At 71.0% G+C, this 17,990-nt stretch carries 13 protein-coding genes; 7 read left to right on the top strand and 6 right to left on the bottom strand.

Annotated elements, in window-relative coordinates:
* The first annotated feature begins 147 nt into the window (after window positions 1–147).
* The 3 genes from P8R59_RS03525 to P8R59_RS03515 all read left to right on the top strand — a co-directional run bounded on the left by P8R59_RS03525 (window position 148) and on the right by P8R59_RS03515 (window position 6,509).
* On the top strand, window positions 148–1,131 hold the full coding sequence (locus P8R59_RS03525) for a LacI family DNA-binding transcriptional regulator (protein WP_278103789.1): 984 nt from the start codon (window positions 148–150) through the stop codon (window positions 1,129–1,131).
* 296 nt (window positions 1,132–1,427) lie between these two features.
* Complete coding sequence (locus tag P8R59_RS03520) at window positions 1,428–5,279, top strand: RICIN domain-containing protein (RefSeq protein WP_278102746.1); 3,852 nt, start codon at window positions 1,428–1,430, stop codon at window positions 5,277–5,279.
* 189 nt (window positions 5,280–5,468) lie between these two features.
* Entirely contained in the window at window positions 5,469–6,509 is a 1,041-nt protein-coding gene (locus tag P8R59_RS03515; RefSeq protein ID WP_278102745.1) for an NAD(P)-dependent alcohol dehydrogenase, read from the top strand.
* An 801-nt stretch (window positions 6,510–7,310) separates the two neighbouring features.
* On the opposite strand, the gene pgm is transcribed toward P8R59_RS03515, so the two are convergent.
* Window positions 7,311–8,954, bottom strand: coding sequence for a phosphoglucomutase (alpha-D-glucose-1,6-bisphosphate-dependent) (gene pgm, locus P8R59_RS03510; RefSeq protein ID WP_278102744.1), 1,644 nt, complete (start codon window positions 8,952–8,954; stop codon window positions 7,311–7,313).
* A 94-nt stretch (window positions 8,955–9,048) separates the two neighbouring features.
* Window positions 9,049–9,966 carry a LysR family transcriptional regulator gene (locus P8R59_RS03505; protein ID WP_278102743.1) on the bottom strand — a complete coding sequence of 306 codons (918 nt, stop codon included), beginning with the start codon at window positions 9,964–9,966 and terminating at the stop codon, window positions 9,049–9,051.
* Between the two features lie 72 nt (window positions 9,967–10,038).
* Here P8R59_RS03505 and P8R59_RS03500 point away from each other — a divergent pair, with 72 nt between their 5' ends.
* Complete coding sequence (locus P8R59_RS03500; RefSeq protein ID WP_278102742.1) at window positions 10,039–10,953, top strand: EamA family transporter; 915 nt, start codon at window positions 10,039–10,041, stop codon at window positions 10,951–10,953.
* A 50-nt stretch (window positions 10,954–11,003) separates the two neighbouring features.
* Window positions 11,004–11,966, top strand: a complete 963-nt coding sequence (gene pheA / locus P8R59_RS03495; RefSeq protein WP_077049695.1) for a prephenate dehydratase — start codon at window positions 11,004–11,006, stop codon at window positions 11,964–11,966.
* A 137-nt stretch (window positions 11,967–12,103) separates the two neighbouring features.
* On the opposite strand, the gene P8R59_RS03490 is transcribed toward pheA, so the two are convergent.
* On the bottom strand, window positions 12,104–13,201 hold the full coding sequence (locus tag P8R59_RS03490; protein ID WP_278102741.1) for an LLM class flavin-dependent oxidoreductase: 1,098 nt from the start codon (window positions 13,199–13,201) through the stop codon (window positions 12,104–12,106).
* A gap of 57 nt (window positions 13,202–13,258) precedes the next feature.
* On the opposite strand from P8R59_RS03490, the gene P8R59_RS03485 reads away from it, so the two are divergent.
* Window positions 13,259–13,537: a hypothetical protein gene (locus P8R59_RS03485; RefSeq protein ID WP_278102740.1), complete on the top strand. Its 279-nt coding sequence runs from the start codon at window positions 13,259–13,261 to the stop codon at window positions 13,535–13,537.
* A gap of 123 nt (window positions 13,538–13,660) precedes the next feature.
* On the top strand, window positions 13,661–14,089 hold the full coding sequence (locus P8R59_RS03480) for an Asp23/Gls24 family envelope stress response protein (protein WP_278102739.1): 429 nt from the start codon (window positions 13,661–13,663) through the stop codon (window positions 14,087–14,089).
* 63 nt (window positions 14,090–14,152) lie between these two features.
* Here P8R59_RS03480 and P8R59_RS03475 read toward each other — a convergent pair whose 3' ends face one another.
* The 3 genes from P8R59_RS03475 to P8R59_RS03465 all read right to left on the bottom strand — a co-directional run bounded on the left by P8R59_RS03475 (window position 14,153) and on the right by P8R59_RS03465 (window position 17,941).
* Window positions 14,153–14,944 carry a nucleotidyltransferase domain-containing protein gene (locus P8R59_RS03475; RefSeq protein WP_278102738.1) on the bottom strand — a complete coding sequence of 264 codons (792 nt, stop codon included), beginning with the start codon at window positions 14,942–14,944 and terminating at the stop codon, window positions 14,153–14,155.
* 40 nt (window positions 14,945–14,984) lie between these two features.
* Entirely contained in the window at window positions 14,985–16,355 is a 1,371-nt protein-coding gene (locus P8R59_RS03470; protein WP_278102737.1) for a cryptochrome/photolyase family protein, read from the bottom strand.
* A 305-nt stretch (window positions 16,356–16,660) separates the two neighbouring features.
* Window positions 16,661–17,941 carry a diacylglycerol/lipid kinase family protein gene (locus P8R59_RS03465; RefSeq protein ID WP_278102736.1) on the bottom strand — a complete coding sequence of 427 codons (1,281 nt, stop codon included), beginning with the start codon at window positions 17,939–17,941 and terminating at the stop codon, window positions 16,661–16,663.
* Window positions 17,942–17,990: the final 49 nt, after the last annotated feature.

Raw genomic sequence — 17,990 nt, 5'->3', positions numbered from 1 at the left:
AACGCGGGCGGGTCGCCGCGATGTTGACGTAAACATAACCGGACCCCGGTTAGCATGTCAACGTCAACACCCGAGGAGGCAGACGTGAGCGAGACGACGACGGTGTCGGCCGCGGCGGGGGGCCGCGCACGGCGCCGCGAGGTGTCGATGGCCGACGTCGCTGCGGCGGCGGGGGTTTCGGGGCAGACGGTGTCGCGCGTGGCGAACGGTCGCTCCAACGTCGATCCTGACACGCGTCGCCGCGTTCTCGACGCGATGGCCTCCCTCGGCTACCGGCCGAACAGCGCCGCACGGGCCCTCCGCTCCGGACGCTTCCGCAGCATCGGCGTGATCATGTTCTCGCTGAGTTCCTACGGCAACACCCGCACGCTCGATGCGCTGGCGTCGGTGGCCGCGGCATCCGGGTACTCCATCACCCTCATCACGGTGCAGTCCGCCTCGCAGTCCGACGTGTCGGGAGCCTTCCTCCGGCTCCACGAGCACGCCGTCGACGGGATCGTGATCCTCATCGAGACGCATCGCCTCGGCGAGAACGAACTGTCCATCCCCTCGGGGCTGCCGGTCGTCGTCGTCGACTCCAGCGCCGACTACCCCTACGCCGTCGTCGACAACGACCAGGCGCAGGGGGCGCGCCTGGCCACCGAGCACCTGCTCGACCTCGGCCACGAGACCGTCTGGCACGTGTCGGGTCCGCCCGAGTCCTTCGCCGCCGAGCGCCGCCGCGACGCGTGGCGCGCCGCCCTCGAGGAACGCGGATGCCGCGTGCCGCCGCTGCAGATCGGCGACTGGACCGCCGAGTCGGGGCACCGCATCGGTGCGACGCTCGCGGAAGATCCGAGCGTGACGGCCGTCTTCGCGGCGAACGACCAGATGGCGCTCGGAGTCATCCGGGCGCTGCACGAGGCCGGACGCGCGGTCCCCGGTGACGTCAGCGTCGTCGGGTACGACGACATGCCCGAGTCGGCGAACTTCTGGCCCCCGCTGACGACGGTGCGACAGCGCTTCGAGCGTGTCGGCGAAGAGGCGATGAGCGCCCTGATCGCCGACATCGAGGGCGCCGGCGGAGAGCACGCGCGCACGCTGGTCCCCACCTCCCTCGTGGTGCGCGAAAGCTCCGGCCCGCGCGCCTGATCCCCGGCTGCTCGGGCGTGGGCCGGCGCGCTGTGCGCCCGCGGCTCGCCGTGGAGCGGAGGGGATTCGCCGGGCGGAGGACCGAAGCCGTGGCATCCGTCCTCCCCTCGCCGAATCTCCTCCGCTCGGGAGCGGGCTGAGGGCGGAGGGCGGCCCGTGCCGGACGTTGTGCCGCGGTGCCCTCCTCCGCTAGGTTCGATGTTGACGTCAACATGTTGACGTCAACATCTCCACCCACGAGACCGCGCCGATGCGGTCGGATCGGAATGACGATGAAGTCAGCTCGACTGTTGTCGATGACCTGTGCTGTCGCCCTGGCCGCCGGCGGGATCGCGGCGACGACCGCCGCCACCGCCGCAGCGCCCGCCGCTGCCGCACCCACCGCCACGGTGCGCATCACCCCCAACCCCGCCTCGGCGGCGGAGCCGTTCGAGGGATGGGGCACGAGCCTGGTGTGGTTCGCCAACGCCACCGGCAACTACCCCGCCGACGTGCGTCAGAAGCTCTTCGACGCCGTGTTCGGCGAGGACGGCCTCAACCTCAACATCGCCCGGTACAACATCGGCGGCGGCAACGCCTCCGACGTGCCGGCGTATCTGCGGCCCGGCGGTGCGGTCCCCGGGTTCTGGAACCCCGACCTCGGCGCGACCGACTCCCAGGGGGCGATCACGTCGAACTACGCCGACCGCAACCGGTACAAGGCCGCGTGGAACCCCGACGACCCGAACGCGTACGACTTCGACGCCGACTCCGCCCAGCGGTGGTGGATCGACGCGCTCAAGGGCAAGGTCACCCACTGGGAGGCCTTCAGCAACTCCCCGCCCTATTTCCTCACCCAGAGCGGCTACGTCTCCGGCGGCATCAACAACGCCACGAGCGAGCAGCTCGCTCCCGCCGACATGGACAAGTTCGCCGGCTACCTCGTGAACGTCGTCGACGAGCTCGAGAAGGCGCACGGCATCACCTTCGACACGATCGACCCGTTCAACGAGCCGAACACGAACTACTGGCAGACGCAGATCCCCAACGGCGCCCAGTGGCCCACCGGCGGGCGCCAGGAGGGTGCGCACATCGGCCCGCAGGCGCAGGATGCCATGGTCAAGGCGCTCGCGGCCCGCCTCGCGCAGCCGAGCACCACCACCGACGCCGTCATCTCGGCGATGGACGAGACGAACCCCGGGATCTTCGCCACGAACTGGAACACCTGGTCGGCGGAGTCGAAGAGCCTCGTCGACCAGCTCAACGTCCACACGTACGGCACCGGCGGACGCCAGGTCGTGCGCGACATCGCCAAGGCCGCCGACAAGCCCCTGTGGATGAGCGAGGTCGAGGGCAACTGGACCGCCGGAGGCTTCACGACCAACGACATCAACAACGGCATCGGGATGGCCGAGCACATCGTCGGCGACCTCCGCGAGCTCGAGCCGACCGCCTGGGTGTTCTGGCAGCCCGTCGAAGACCTGTACAACATGCAGAAGGTCGAGAACCTCAACTGGGGCAGCGTCTATATCGACTTCGACTGCAACGCCGAGGGCAAGTCGCTCCGTCGCATCGCCGACGGTGAAGCAGACCCCTCGTGCAAGGTGCTGACCAACGAGAAGTACAACACCGTCCGGAACTTCACGCACTACATCCACCCGGGTGACCGCCTGATGTCCACCGACAACGCCCAGTCCACGGCGGCCATCGACGCCGACGGTCAGGGTGCGACGATCGTGCACGTCAACTCCGACACGTCCGAGAAGACCGTGCAGATCGACCTGAGCGACTTCGGCACGATCGCGCCCGGTGCCACGGTCACCCCGATCGTGACCACCCAGTCGACGGTCGAACAGCCGACCGTCAACGCGCTGAAGGAGGGTGCGAAGGTCGCCGTGGACGCGGCATCCCGGACCGCCACGGTGACCGTCCCGGCGAAGTCGGTCACGACGTTCGTCATCGACGGCGTCTCGGGCGTCTCGCAGGATGCCGCCGCGTTCCGCGACGGTGAGAAGGTGCAGCTCTCCGGGGTGCAGAGCGGTCTCACCCTCGACGCCTCGTCGGGCCTCGCGATCCGCCCCAGCGCGACGACGGCCGACGCCGCCCGCGCGCAGACCTGGACCGTGCGCACCATCGACGGCGAGGGCACCAACCGCCACCGCTTCACGCTCCAGAACGGATCGGGCCAATTCCTGGCATCCGACAACGGGGGTACCGCTCTCGTCGACGCCGATCCCGCCACGGCCGCGAGCAACCCCGCGACGCAGTGGATGGCGTCGACCACGGACGGTGAGTACTACTCGCTGCTGAACGTGGCCGCCGAGCGCGTCCTCGACGTGAATCAGGCCAGCACGACCCCCGGCGCGACCGTGGGGCTGTGGACGTCCAACGGCGGTGGCAACCAGCAGTGGCGCATCGCGACGACGAGCATCCTGGGCACGGAGCCCGTGTCGGTGGCCACCGCGGTCGACGTCACCCCGCAGCTGCCGGCCAAGGCCGTGATCCGCTATGCAGGCAAAACGCTGCGCGCCGCTGACGTCACTTGGCAGCTCGACGGCGTCGACTGGTCGCGTCCCGGCACGGTGCAGGTGCGCGGCACGGGTACCGATCTCTTCGGCACGGAGTTCGAGGCCACGGCGACGGTCGAAGTCGGTGCGTTCACCGCGACGCGGCCGGCGTCGGTGACGGTTCCGGCGGGCAGCGCCCTGGATGTCGTGAAGGACCTCGCCGACCGCGACGTCCAGGCCGAGCTGACGCCCTCGGGCGGCGGCTACTGGGTGCCGGTGGAGTGGACGTGGAGCGACCTGACGGACGCCGCGTTCGCCGCGCCGGGAACCGTCACGGTGGCCGGTGTCGCGACAGGCCCCGCCGGCGAGCGTCTCGACGCGAAGCTGACGGTCATCGTCACGGCGGCGGCGGAGAACAACGTCGCCCCGCAGAGCGCGCCCTCCGCGACCTACACCGAGTCGGGCTACCCCGTCGTCAACACCATCAACGGCATCACCACCGACAAGGGATGGTCGAACTGGCGAGGCGGCACGAAGAACGACCAGGACACCCTCAGCTACGTGCTGGCAAAGCGCGAGACGCTGACGCACGTCGCGGTGCAGTTCTACAAGGACGGCGGCACCCTGAGCTGGCCGACGACGATGCGCGTCGATCACCGGGTGAGCGGCGGCGAGTGGGTGCAGGGCGACCTCATCACCGTGCCGACGCCGTCCAGCGGTGCGCCCCTGGTCGACGTGCCGGTGACGGGTACGGCCGACGAGGTGCGGGTCGTGTTGAACGCCCGGTCGCAGACGCACATGATCGTCTCGGAAGTGTCGATCTACGCGGCCTCCGCGTCGCCCGCGGGCATCGCCGATCTCGCGCGGTTGACCGTGGGTGACACGCCCGTCGCCGGTTTCGACCCGAAGACGTTCGAGTACACCGTCGCGTCGACGGGGTCCGCGTGGCCGGAACTGCACGCGGTCGCGGTCGACGAGGATGCCACGGTCCAGATCACGCAGCCGGGTGCAGGGTCCGAGACGGCCCGCGCTGCCGGAGACGCCGGGTCCGTGCGGGTGACCGCCCCCGACGGCACCGAGCAGACCTACACCGTGACGATCGAGCGCACGGTGGGGGTCGACACGCCGACCCTCGCGGGTGAGCCGCGCGTCGGTTCGACGGTGCGGGCGACGGCGACGACCGATCCCGCCGACGCGGCGCAGACGTTCGTGTGGCTGCGCGACGGTTCACCGATCCCGGATGCCACGGCCGACGCCTACGCGCTGACCGCCGCCGACGAGGGTCGGGAGATCTCCGTGGAGGTCACCGCGTCCGCCGAGGGCTTCACCGCCGGATCGGCACGCTCCGCGGCCATCGTCCCCGCAGCCGCCCCGGTCGACCCGGGCACCGGTGGCGGCGACGGGTCGGGGAACGGGAACGGCTCCGGCACCGGCGGAAGCGGTTCGGGCACCGGAAACACCGGTTCGGGATCGTCGAACGGTTCGGGCTCGAGCGGTTCGTCGACGAGCTCGTCCACGAGCTCCTCGGCGCGCGACCTCGCGGTGACGGGTCTGCAGTCGGAAGGCATCGCCGTCCTCGGGGCCGGTGCCGGTCTGCTGCTGCTCCTCGGTGGGCTGGTGCTCTGGCGCCGGCGTCGCGGGGCGGGCTCCACCGAGGGCTGACCCTTCGAGATCACGCGGCCGCGTCGATCGCCTTCGGGCATCGGCGCGGCCGCGTCGTTCGAGCGGGACTCGGGGGTGGGCGCCCTCGGCATCCGGATACCCGAAACGCACATCCGTGCAACCCCGCCCTCACCCACCCGGCGGCGCGGAATGATTGACCAGTTCGATTCCCCCTCCCCGAGGAGACCCATGCACGTCAACGCCTACGCGGCGTCGTCCGCGACCTCGCCCCTTGAACCGACGACCATCGAGCGCCGCGATGTCGGCCCGAAGGACGTCCTGATCGACATCGCCTACGCCGGCATCTGCCACTCCGACATCCACACCATCCGGGGTGAGTGGGGCGAGGTGCCCTACCCGCTGACCGTCGGCCACGAGATCGTCGGCACGGTCGCCGAGGTCGGCGCCGACGTCACGAAGCACAAGGTGGGTGACCGTGTCGGCGTCGGCTGCATGGTCAACTCCTGCCGCGAGTGCGAGAACTGCCTGGCCGGCGAGGAGCAGTACTGCCTCAAGGGCAACATCGGCACGTACGGCGCGAAGGACGTCGACGGCACGATCACCCAGGGCGGCTACAGCGAGAAGATCGTCGTCGACCAGGACTTCGTGCTGCGTGTGCCGGAGTCGATCCCGTACGAGAAGGCGGCGCCGCTGCTGTGCGCCGGCATCACCACCTACTCGCCGCTGAACCACTGGAACGCCGGTCCCGGCAAGAAGGTCGCGATCGTCGGCCTCGGCGGGCTCGGCCACATGGCCGTCAAGATCGCCCACGCCATGGGTGCCGAGGTCACCGTGCTGTCGCAGACCCTCGGCAAGAAGGACGACGGCCTCGCGATGGGCGCCGACCACTACTACGCGACGAAGGACGACGAGACGTTCTCGACGTTGAAGAACACGTTCGACCTCATCGTCAACACGGTCAGCGCCCCGCTCGAGCTCAAGAAGTACCTGGGACTGCTCGCCCGCAACGGCACGATGGTCAACGTCGGCGCCCCGCCCGAGCCGCTGCCCATCGAGGTCTTCACCCTGTTCGCCAACCGCCGCTCATTCGCGGGCTCGGGCATCGGCGGCATCCGCGAGACCCAGGAGATGCTCGACTTCTGCGCCGAGAACGGCATCGCGCCCGAGATCGAGCTCATCTCGGCCGACAAGATCAACGAGGCCTACGAGCGCGTGCTCAAGAGCGACGTGCGCTACCGCTTCGTCATCGACGCCGCGACCTTCGCCTGATCCCGGATGCCACGGCCCCGACGTTCTCCGGAGCGCCGGGGCCGCGGCATGTCCGGCCCTCTCGGTCTGCTGTTCTCCGGAGCGCCGGGGCCGCGGCCGCGGCACGTCCGGCCTCGCGGTCTCCCGTTCTCCGGGGCGCCGTCGCCGCGGCATCCCGCCGTCCTCCGCTGTCGCGCCGCAACGCGTCGCCGTACCTGCGTCGATAAACGCGATCCGCGGTGGGAAACGACGGGTCGTACTGTTTCTCGTCGCGGACGGCGTTTGTCGCTGAGCTTGCACGGCCGCCCGGGCGCGTGCGCTGGCCGTCGGCGCTCCTCGCCGTCTCCCGCCGCCGGTCCCGACGTTCGCGGGCGCGTCTCCCGCCGCCTCGCTGCACCGTCTCTACATCGATAAACGCGATGCGCGGTGACAAACGACGTGCCGTGCTGTTTCTCGTCGCGGACAGCGTTTATCGCGGGCCGGCAGGGCCGCCGTGCCCGCCGCAGCCGCCGCCCCGCAGCAGCAGCCGCCCCGCCGCCACAGCAGCCGCCCCGCCGCAGCTGCAGCACCTGCCCGGAGCGCCGGGGCCGCGGCATCCCGCCAGCCCCAGGCATAAACGCGATCTGCTCGCATAAACGCGCTGTCACCGCGTTTATGCACGCCGATCGCGTTTATGGATGCCGCGTCCCGCAGTCGCACGCCGGGCCCCGCTGCCGCAACCGCCGGCCCCGCAAGCGCCAGCGACCCCGCGGCAACCGGCACCCGTCCCCGCACGCGACAGCGGCGCCGCCCCGAGGGAGCGGCGCCGCTGGGGCGGAGGCGTTACTCGCCGAGGGCGGCGGAGACGACTGCGCGAGCCTCTTCCTGTACGGCGCGCAGGTGCTCCTCGCCGCGGAGCGACTCGGCGTACAGCTTGTAGACGTCTTCGGTGCCGGAGGGGCGTGCGGCGAACCACGCCGACTCCGTCTGCACCTTGAGGCCGCCGATCGCGGCGCCGTTGCCCGGCGCGTGCGACAGCTTCGCGATGATCGGTTCGCCGGCGAGTTCGGTGGCGGTCACGGCATCCGGCGAGAGCTTCGACAGCGTCGCCTTCTGCGCGGGCGTCGCGGGGGCGTCGACGCGCTGGTAGGCCGACGCGCCGAACTCGGTCTCGAGCTCGGCGTAGCGCTGCGACGGCGTCTTGCCGGTCACGGCGAGGATCTCCGCGGCGAGCAGGCACAGCAGGATGCCGTCCTTGTCGGTGGTCCAGACGGTGCCGTCCTTGCGCAGGAACGAGGCTCCGGCCGACTCCTCGCCGCCGAACGCGACGGAGCCGTCGAGCAGCCCCGGGACGAACCACTTGAAGCCCACCGGCACTTCGAGCAGCGTCTTGCCGAGAGCGGATGCCACCCGGTCGATGATCATCGACGAGACCAGGGTCTTGCCGATCGCGGCATCCGTCGGCCACCCGTCGCGGTGCGAGAAGAGGTAGTCGATTGCGACGGCCAGGTAGTGGTTGGGGTTCATCAGCCCCGCGTCGGGGGTGACGATGCCGTGGCGGTCGGCGTCGGCGTCGTTGCCGGTGAGGATGTCGTAGTCGGCGCGCGCGGCGACGAGCGAGGCCATCGCGGACGGAGACGAGGGATCCATACGGATCTTCTCGTCCCAGTCGAGCGTCATGAACTTCCACGTCGGGTCGACCTCGGGGTTCACGACGGTGAGGTCGAGCCCGTACACCTCGGCGATGAGCGCCCAGTACTCGACCGAGGCGCCGCCCAGCGGGTCGGCGCCGATGCGGACGCCGGCGTTCTTGATCGCGTCGACGTCGATGATGGATGCCAGATCCCGCACGTACGCGTCGCGGAAGTCGTACTGGCCCAGGGTGTCGAGGTCGATGTCGGCGTGACGAGTGCGATGCACGCCGGAAAGGCCCGCGGCGATGAGCTCGTTCGCGCGGTCGGCGATCCAACCCGTCGCGTCGGTGTCGGCGGGGCCGCCGTGCGGCGGGTTGTACTTGAAGCCGCCGTCGCGGGGCGGGTTGTGCGACGGGGTCACGACGATGCCGTCGGCGCGACCGGGGTCGTCCGCGGCGCGGTCGCGGTTGTAGGTGAGGATCGCGTGGCTGAGGGCGGGGGTCGGCACCCACGAGTCGCGCGAGTCGACGCGCACGTCGACGCCGTTCGCAACGAGCACCTCGATGGCGCTGCGCTCGGCCGGCAGCGAGAGCCCGTGCGTGTCGCGCCCGAGGAACAGCGGGCCGGTGATGCCCTGCGCCGCGCGGTAGTCGACGATGGCCTGCGTGGTGGCGAGGATGTGGTCCTCGTTGAAGCTCGTGCTCAGCGAGGATCCCCGGTGGCCGCTGGTGCCGAAGGCGACGCGCTGCTCGGGCACCGTGGCATCCGGTTTGCGGTCGTAGTAGGCGGAGATCAGTTCGTCGATGTCGATGAGATCGGATGCCTCGGCGGGCTGTCCTGCGCGACTGCTCATGCCGACAGTCTGCCCGCTGCGGAGCCGTCGTGCATGCGCACGGACGCATTCGGGGCGAAGAACATCCCGCGAATCTCCCCAGAGGCCGACTCGATCAGGTCTGCAGGGCTGCGCCGCGCTCCCGCAGGGCGCTCAGCGTCGCACGCAACGCCGGCGAGTCGGTCCGCGAGCGCCGGTGGACCGCGACGACGTCGCGGGTGGAGGCGGGGTCGATCGTCGGTATCGCGACGAGATCGGGACCGAGTGGCGCGCGCCCTAGCCGCGGGACGAGCGCCACGACGGCGCCCGTGCGGGCGAGTTCCAGGTGGTTCTCGAACTCCATCGATTCGTACACGACCCGCGGCGCGTTGCCGACCCCGTCGAACAGGCGGCGCAGCCACTGCCGGCAGATGGTGGTCTCGAAGGTCGCGACCCACGCCTCGTCGGCGAGGTCGCGTGGGTGCAGGACGTCGCGGCCGGCGAGTGGGTGGTCGCGGTGGACGATGATGTCGGCGACGTCGGTGAACAGCGGGGTGACGACGAGGTTCTCGGGGATCGCGAGCGCGACCCCGCCCCACTGGTGGGCGATGCCGAGGTCGCGTTGTCCCGAGGCGATCAGTGCGACCGTCTCCCACGGCTCGCTCTCCCGGACGAAAAGGCGCAGATCAGGGTGGGTCCGGGCGAGGTCGACGAGGAGCGGCGCGAGGAGTCCTCGCACGACCGTCGAGAACGCCGCGATCCGGACCTCGCCGCTGACGGTGCCGTCGCCGGGCGCGTTGGCCTGCAGGTCGGAGCGCAGACGCTCGAGCTCCGCGAGGATCGGCGTCGACCCGACGACGAGCTGCGTGCCCGCGTCGGTGAGCGCGACCCCGCGACCGACGCGCTCGAGCAGAGCGACGCCGGTCTCGCGCTCGAGGCGTTTGATCTGCTGCGACACCGCCGAGGGCGTGAAGCCGAGCGTCGCCGCGGCGGCGGAGACGCTGCCCTCGCGGGCCACGGTACGCAGCGAACGGACCGCTTCGAGATCGATCATGAAGAAACGCTACTGCGTTCCGTGAAGAAACGTTCGCTGGTGCTTCAAGGACGAGAGCGGTGAACTGAACCCGTGAGTCGTCGTGACATGATCCTGGCCGCCGGGGTGGCCTCCGCCTGGGGCTTCAACTTCCTCGTCATCGACTGGGGCATGCCCGGCATCCCGCCCCTGCTCTTCGTCGCGATCCGCTTCGTCGTCGTGGCGGCGTTCGCCGTGATCGTGCCGCGCCCGACGGCATCCTGGTCGACGATCGTCGGCGTCGGGGTGTTCATGAGCCTCGGCCAATTCGGGCTCCTGTACACGTCGCTGGCCCTCGGCCTGCAGCCGGGCCTGGCCGCGCTGCTCCTGCAGGCGCAAGCGGTCTTCACCGTCGTCATCGCCGCCGGGGTGCTGCGCGAACGACCGACGCTCGGGCAGGGCATCGGAGTGACCGTCGGCGTGATCGGGCTCGCCGCGGTCGCCGTCGGACGCGGGGGAGATGCGCCCGCGATCGCGGTGGTCCTGGCGCTCGCCGCCGCGCTCTCGTGGGCCGTCGGCAACGTCATCTCGCGGCGGGCCGGAGTCGTGGCCGGACGCGGGCGGCTCGGCGCGCTGTCGCTCACGGTGTGGTCGGCGCTCGTGGTGCCCGTGCCGGCGCTCGTCCTCGCCTTCGCCGTGGAGGGGCCGAGCGCGATCGCAGCCGGCCTCGCGTCGTTCGGCTGGTCGGCCGCGCTGTCGACGCTGTACACCGCGGGGCTCTGCACGCTCGTCGGGTACGCGATCTTCAACGGCCTGCTCGCGCGCAATCCGTCGGCGGCCGTCGTCCCCTGGGTTCTGCTCGCACCGGTCGTGGCGACGGCGTCCGCTGCCCTCCTGCTCGGGCAGATCCCGGCACCCGCCGAAGTCGTCGGGGGAGTGCTGCTGGTCGCGGGAGTCCTCGTGACGACCGTGGATGTCCGTCCGCGTCGTGCGGCGTCGCGCCGCGAGGCGCTGGTCGACAAGGTCTGACCGGTCGGGGCCGACCTCGACCGGATCAGCGGGAGGACTAGGCTGAGCCGGTGCTGCCCGACACCGACTCCGCGCCCGCCCGCCGTACCTACAGCTACCTGGGCCCCGCCGGAACCTTCACCGAGGCGGCGCTGGCGCAGGTCCCCGAGGCCCGCGACCAGATCTGGCGGCCCGTGCGCAACGTCGCCGAGGCGCTCGCCGACGTCATCGAGGGGCGATCGGATGCCGCGATGATCGCGATCGAGAACTCGGTGGACGGCGGAGTCTCCACGACCCAGGACGCCCTCGCGACGGTGCCGGGCCTGCGGATCGTGGGCGAATACCTCGTGCCGGTCAACTTCGTGCTCGTCGGCCGCCCCGGCACGACCCTCGCCGACGTCTCGCTCGTCTCTGCCCACCCCGTCGCCTACGGGCAGTGCCTCGGCTGGCTGCGCGACAACCTCCCCGCGCACGCGCACCTGCCGGCATCCAGCAATGTCGCCAGCGCCCTCGGGGTCCTCGACGGCTCGAGCGGGGCGGATGCCGCGATCGCGGCGCCGGGCATCGTCGCCCATCACGAGGTCGAGGTGCTCGCCGAGGAGATCGGCGACAACCCGAACGCGGTGACCCGCTTCGTCCTCGTCAGCCGGACGGTCGCGCCCGCGCCGCCGACGGGCGCTGACAAGACGTCCCTCATCGTCGAGCTGCCCGAGGACCACCCCGGTGCGCTGCTGGAGCTGCTCGAGCAGTTCGCCACCCGGGGCATCAACCTGAGCCTGTTGGCATCCCGTCCGATCGGAGACGCGCTCGGCCGCTACCGGTTCGTGATCGACGCCGACGGACACGTCCAGGACGAGCGGATGGCCGACGCCCTGATGGGCCTCCGGCGTTTCAGCCCGAAGGTGATCTTCCTCGGGTCGTACGCGCGTGCCGACCGCGCGATCGTGCGTTACCCGCAGCGGTACTCCGACGACGTCTTCGTCGAGGCCCGCGACTGGCTGCGGGGCCTGCTCAGCGGCGAGCCCGAGGCGTAAGCGGACCGGGCGGTCGCGGTCGGGCCGAGCCCAGAGCCGCGAGACTGCGCGCGCGTGAGGCGGATGCAGTCTCGACGATCCGGGCGGCAAAGCCGCCCCTGGCCGCGGCGGCGCAGCCACCCCGGGCCGCGCTCCGGTCAGGCGGCGACGGCTGCGACCCCCGCCACGAGCTCGAGCGTCTGGGCGCGGCCGTCGGCCGAGTCCAGCGGCTCGCCGTCGTACGCTCCCGCCACGGGAGACAGCATGATCTCGTCGACGTCGTAGCGTGCTGCGAACTCGGCCAGTTGCGCGCGCACATCGTCGCCGGTTCCCACGAACCACTTCTGACGGGTGGATGCCATGATCGACTCCGCCATCGCATCGAACGGGTCGGCCTTCGCCTGCTCAACGGTCTCGAGCGGGACGAGCGGACGGTTCGTCCGCAGGCGCGCCATCATCCGCAGCTGGGGCAGGGCGCGCTCCTCGGCCTCCTCGGCGGTCGGGGCGGCGACGACGTTGGCGGTGACGAAGGTCCGCGGTCCCTCACCCGAATCGTTCGGCTGGAACTGGTCCCGGTACAGCCGGAGCGCGTGCTCCAGACCTTCCCCCGAGAAGTGGTTGGCGAAGACGTAGGGCAGACCGAAGCTCGCGGCGAGCTGCGCCGAGTAGTCGCTCGAGCCGAGCAGCCACACCTGCGGCATCCCGGATGCCAGGGGCGTCGCCTTCACCTGATACTCGGTGCCGGAGGTGAACCGCACGGTCGCCCCGTCCGGGGAGGTGAGCGCGAGGATGTCGGTCACGTGGTCGGGGAAGCGGGAGACGTCGCTCGTCGCCCCCGAGCGGTGAAGCAGCTGCGTGATCACGGGATCGCTCCCGGGAGCGCGGCCGATGCCGAGGTCGATCCGGCCGGGGGCGAGGGCCTCGAGGGCGGCGAACTGCTCGGCCACGATGAGCGGCGAGTGGTTGGGGAGCATCACTCCCCCCGATCCGACGCGGATGCGCGCCGTGCGGGCGGCGGCGGCGGCGATGAGGACCGGCGGCGTCGTCGAGGCGACCGCGGGCATGTTGTGGTGCTCGGCGAACCAGTACCGGCGGTAGCCGAGCCGGTCGGCGCGCTCGACCAGATCGAGCGAGGCGGCCACCGCCTGCGCGCTGCTCTGCCCGGCGCGCACGGGGACGAGGTCGAGAACGGAGAGGGAGGGGATCGCATCGTTCACCCCAGCCCCAACCCGACAAGGGGTGGGGGTATTCCGCATCGCGCCGGAACGCAACCCCCTGCGCGGTCTCCCTCGTCCCGGCCTACCGTCGCCCGCATGAGCGGGGGTAAGACCATGATCCATACGCAGATGGCCGTCAACGACGCCGTTTTCGGGTTGGCGCAAGGACAGGACCTCGATGCCCTGAAGAAGAGGATCGAGAGCGCGGTCGCGCAGGGCGGCAGATTCGCGTCGTTCGTGGTCGTGGGCAACCGGGAGGTGAGCGTCCTGTTCTCGCCCCACACGGCGGTGGCGTTCTCGGTGGAGACGGTGGCGTTCGACGAGCGGGATGACGGTGACGCCGACGTCCCCTACGGCGGCTTCTTCGACGAGTGACGTCGGCGTCCTCGGACGCTCAGGGTTCTCTCAGCCGGAATACCGTGACGAATGGGCGCCGGGGAGCGTCTTCATTGTGACTTCGCGGAACACACGGTTCCGCAGATCACGGAAGGAAGCGCAATGGCTGAGAACACCACCACCGCCACCACCCCCGTCACCGCCACGAAGGACGGCGGCTCGACCGTCATCGTGGATGCCGTCGTCGCCAAGGTCGCCGGCATCGCTGCGGCCGAGGTCCCCGGCGTGCACGCGCTCGGCGGCGGAGCCGCCCGCGTCATCGGCAACATCCGTCAGGCCGTGGGGTCCAAGGACTACGCGCAGGGCGTGAGCGTCGAGGTCGGCGAGACCGAGGTCGCCGCCGACATCGCGATCCAGGTCGACTACCCCGAGCAGCTGCAGCGCGTGGCCTCGAACGTCCGCGCCGCCGTGCACCAGGCCATCACCGAGCTCGTGGGCATGAAGGTCGCCGAGATCAACGTCACCGTGGTCGACGTCTTCATCCCGGGCGAGGAGAACGACGACGAGACCGCCGAGACCCGCGTCAACTGACGAATCTCGCGCACGAAGGGGCGTCGGCTTCGGCCGGCGCCCTTTCGCGTGTCCGCGTTCGCGTCAGAACGACGACAGCGAGGCGCGGAAGTACTCGTCGGCGATCCGGCGGTTGTCGGCGGGATCGCGCTCCGGCGGTATGTCGTCGAAACGCGCGGCCTCCTCCAGTTGCGCGGCGACGAATCGTTCCAGCACGGCCGGCGGGGTTCCGGCACCCATCTCCCGAGTCTGCGCCTTCAGCGCGATCAGATCGTCCGCCGCCCGCCGGATCGACCGGTCGACGTCCCCCTCGGCGAGAAGGCGCGGAAGATCCATCGGCGGCAGCACGCCATCGGAGTTCGACGCGAGCCACCGCAGAGCCGCCGCCGGCCGAAGCACGTAGAAGAAGCGTTTCAGCGTGGCCGCACCCATCCTCTGCTGTCGGGCCACGTGCAGGTAGTGGCGGCCGATCGCCGCACGCTCCACGGTCGCCTCGGCGAGCGCGAGCAGTCCATCGCGGAAGCCGCTGTCGCCGGTGTAGACGATGGGTGACCGCAGCCACTCGATCGCGGTGGCGTTGCCCTTCACGACGAGTCGGACCGCTTTGGCCAGGTCCCACCCGTTGACGTCGTAGGTCTCGTCGAGCGGCGTTTCGATGACGTCGCGCGTCGGCCAGAGTGAGAGGTACGCCTCCGGTCGGCGTACGAAGAGGAATCGGCAGTCGTAGTCGCTGTCGGGCGAGGGGAAGCCCCAGGCGCGGCTCCCGCTCTCGATGGCCCAGGGGATGCGTACGTCCTGCTCCTCGCAGACCGACGCCAGCCGGTGATCGATCTCGGCGACGACCGCGGGGTCGAGAGACGAGGGAACGGCGCGCATCGGACGACGATACCCCCGCGACATCGACGGGCTCGACCGGTCAGCCGCCGTGCCGCACCTTGTCGTACGCGTCGAGCGCGCGCTGGCGCGTCTCCTTGAGGTCGACCATCGGTTCCGGCGCCCCGCCGTCGAGGTGCTCCGGAGCCCACTGCCGGATGTACTCGTCGTGCGGGTCGAACTTCTCGCGCTGCGTGTCGGGGTTGAACACGCGGAAATAGGGCGCGGCATCCGCCCCCGATCCCGCGACCCACTGCCAGTTGAACGGATTGCTCGCGGCATCCGCGTCCACCAGGCAGCCCCAGAACCACTCCTCGCCGTGGCGCCAGTCGATGAGCAGGTTCTTGGTGAGGAAGGATGCCGTGACCATGCGCACGCGGTTGTGCATGACCCCGGTGTGCCAGAGCTGCTTCATCCCGGCATCCACGACCGCGATTCCGGTCTCGCCGCGCTGCCAGGTCTCCAGGTGCGCACGGTTCAGCCGCGGCCAGGGGAACGCGTCGTATTGCTCGCGCCAGTTCTTCGTCGCGAGGTCGGGGGAGTGGAACAGGACGTGCCACGCGAACTCGCGCCAGATGACCTCCGAGAGGAAACCGGTCGCGGATTCGGCGTGCTTGCCCGATCCGCGATGCTCGATCGTGTCGTGCCAGACCTGGTACGGGCTGATCTCGCCCCAGCGCAGGCGCGGCGACAGGTTCGACGTCGCACCGCCCGCGAACGCGTCGCGGGAGAAGGCGTAATCGCCGAGGTCGTCGTCGAGGAACTCGCGCAGCCGGGCGCGCGCGGCCGGCTCGCCCGGCTCCCATGTCTCGCGCAGCCCGCCGGCCCAGTCGGGCTTCGTCGGCAGCAGCGCCCACGCGTCGAGGGCGTCGGATGCGGGCGCCTTCGCGGGACCCGGGATCTTGCGCGCCTCGGGGAGCGGCGCGCGGGGGGATGGCATCTTCTCGACCGCGCGACGGAACGGCGAGTAGACGCCGTACGGCTTGTCGGCGCCGGTGCGCACCGTCCACGGCTCGAACAGCAGGTTCGCGGCGAACGAGGCGACCGTGACGTCGTCGCCGCGCAGCTTCTCCTTCAGTCCCGCGTCGATCTCGCGTTCCGCGCCGCCGTAGCGCCTGTTCCAGAACACCGCTCCCGCGCCGGTCTCCTCCACCACGGCGGGGACGACCTCGGCCGCGCGCCCCCGGCGCAGCACGAGGGTCGAGCCGCGTTCCTCGAGCCGTTCGGCGAGGGATGCCAGCGAGTGGTGCAGCCACCACCGCGCCGCCCCACCGATCGCGCGGACGCCGTCGGACTCCTCGTCGAGCACGTACAGCCCGATCACGGGCTCATCGCGGTCGAGTGCCGCGCGCAGGGCGGGATGGTCGGTCAGCCGCAGATCGTCGCGGAACCACACGAGGGACGGAGAAGCCATGCAGCGACGCTATCCAGCCGTCGTTCCGCGCTGCCGGGCTTGACACGCCGCGGCCGCGCCTGCCGCCCGGCTCCGCTCCGGCGCCCCGTGGTGGCCCAGTGCGGTGCCAGGTCACGTGAAGTGGCCGAGATCACCCGTCGTTACGCGCCACGGCGGGTGATCTCGTCCAGATCACGTGATCTGGGCCACCGGGCAGGGCAGCACCGCGCACGGCAGCACCGCGCACCGCAGCACCGCGCACCGCAGCACCGCAGCACCGTGCAGGGCAGCACCGCGCACCGCAGCACCGCGCAGGGCAGCGCCGCCTACAGCGACGACGTGTCGTGGCCGGCGGGCAGGTTCACCTGCAGGCCGCCTTCGACGACGCGCGAGTAGATGCGGGTCGCCTCACCGAACTCGTCGCCGTCCAGCTCGATGGGCTGGGCGGGAGCCGTGGCGAGTTCGATGCCGGTGCCGCGCAGGTAGCGCACCGAGGAGTCGCGGCGACGCTCGAGCACCCGGCGGCCGGCGCGGAAGCGCCGCAGCACCGAGTTGTCCCACCAGATCTTGCGCCAGACGCCGAGCCACCCGAAGGGGCCGGTCGGCTGGATGACGGCGACGTCGAGCACGCCGTCGGCGATGGAGGCGTCGGGGATCAGGGCGACCCCGCCGGGCAGGGCGCCGCAGTTGGCGAACAGCACGCTCTGCACCTTGGCGGAGTGAAGGCGGTGGCCGTGTCCGTCGAGCTGGTACATGACGCGGAACGGTTTGGCGTTGACCAGCGACCGCGCCGCACCGTCGACGTACGCCACCCAGCCCACCGACTTCTTCAGTTCGGGGCGGGTGTTCTGGATCATCGCGGCATCCAGGCCCATGCCGGCCATGACGACGAAGCCGTGCTCCTCGACCGTCCCGTCCGCGCGGCGGATCCGGGCGATCCCGGTGTCGGTGGCGTGCACCTTGCCGTCGAACGTCGCGCGGATCATCGCGTCGGCGTCGTCGAGCGGCAGGTTGAGGTTGCGGGCGAGGAGGTTGCCGGTGCCGCTCGGGACGATCGTCAGCGGGATGCCGGTCGAGGTCAGCGCCTCGGCCACGGCGCGGACGGTGCCGTCGCCGCCGGCGACGAGCACGGCATCCACCTTCTCTTCCAGGGCGGCGCGGGTCGCGAGGTCGCCGAGGTCGTCGACGGTGGTCTCGTAGAACAGCGGGTCGGCCCATCCGGCCTCGGCCGAGAGCTCGCCGACGCGCGCGCGCAGGGCGTCGGGGTCGACCTTCGTCGGGTTGTAGACGAGCGCGGCGCGCTTCTTGTCGGTGGGCTCGGCGTCGATCGGCGCATCGTCGCCGTCGGCGGAGACCCGCACGGCCTCGCCGGACGTGTCGTCCGAGGTGTCGGAATCGACGTCGCCGGGCTCGTGGATGACGTCGTCGGGCTGGGCCGCGTCCTTGGGGTCGGGCTCGTCGGCCGCGACGGTGTCGGACTCCTCCTCCTCACGCAGGGTCGCCGCGTGGAAGTCGTCGTGCGAGCCTTCCGACGCCGCCCGGTCCTTCTCGGCCTCGGGGGAGACGGGGGCGTCCGCGTCGTCGCGCGGTTCTTGGGGGTCGGCCATGGCATCCACCATAGGACCGCCCACGCGCGCTTCCGTTCCCGCGACCGGG

The sequence above is a fragment of the Microbacterium proteolyticum genome, assembly GCF_029639405.1.
GTDB lineage: Bacteria > Actinomycetota > Actinomycetes > Actinomycetales > Microbacteriaceae > Microbacterium.
Note: the sequence above shows the minus strand (reverse complement) of the source record. Positions and strands in the feature narration are given on the sequence as shown.

What these genes read in the sequence shown, in the direction of transcription:
- P8R59_RS03475 (WP_278102738.1), bottom strand. Translation starts at nt 14,944, where the DNA reads ATGCGCGCCGTTCCCTCGTCTCTCGACCCCGCGGTCGTCGCCGAGATC.
- P8R59_RS03465 (WP_278102736.1), bottom strand. Translation starts at nt 17,941, where the DNA reads ATGGCCGACCCCCAAGAACCGCGCGACGACGCGGACGCCCCCGTCTCC.
- pgm (WP_278102744.1), bottom strand. Translation starts at nt 8,954, where the DNA reads ATGAGCAGTCGCGCAGGACAGCCCGCCGAGGCATCCGATCTCATCGAC.
- P8R59_RS03515 (WP_278102745.1), top strand. Translation starts at nt 5,469, where the DNA reads ATGCACGTCAACGCCTACGCGGCGTCGTCCGCGACCTCGCCCCTTGAA.
- P8R59_RS03520 (WP_278102746.1), top strand. Translation starts at nt 1,428, where the DNA reads ATGACCTGTGCTGTCGCCCTGGCCGCCGGCGGGATCGCGGCGACGACC.
- P8R59_RS03485 (WP_278102740.1), top strand. Translation starts at nt 13,259, where the DNA reads ATGAGCGGGGGTAAGACCATGATCCATACGCAGATGGCCGTCAACGAC.
- P8R59_RS03505 (WP_278102743.1), bottom strand. Translation starts at nt 9,966, where the DNA reads ATGATCGATCTCGAAGCGGTCCGTTCGCTGCGTACCGTGGCCCGCGAG.
- P8R59_RS03470 (WP_278102737.1), bottom strand. Translation starts at nt 16,355, where the DNA reads ATGGCTTCTCCGTCCCTCGTGTGGTTCCGCGACGATCTGCGGCTGACC.
- P8R59_RS03525 (WP_278103789.1), top strand. Translation starts at nt 148, where the DNA reads ATGGCCGACGTCGCTGCGGCGGCGGGGGTTTCGGGGCAGACGGTGTCG.
- P8R59_RS03490 (WP_278102741.1), bottom strand. Translation starts at nt 13,201, where the DNA reads ATGCGGAATACCCCCACCCCTTGTCGGGTTGGGGCTGGGGTGAACGAT.
- P8R59_RS03480 (WP_278102739.1), top strand. Translation starts at nt 13,661, where the DNA reads ATGGCTGAGAACACCACCACCGCCACCACCCCCGTCACCGCCACGAAG.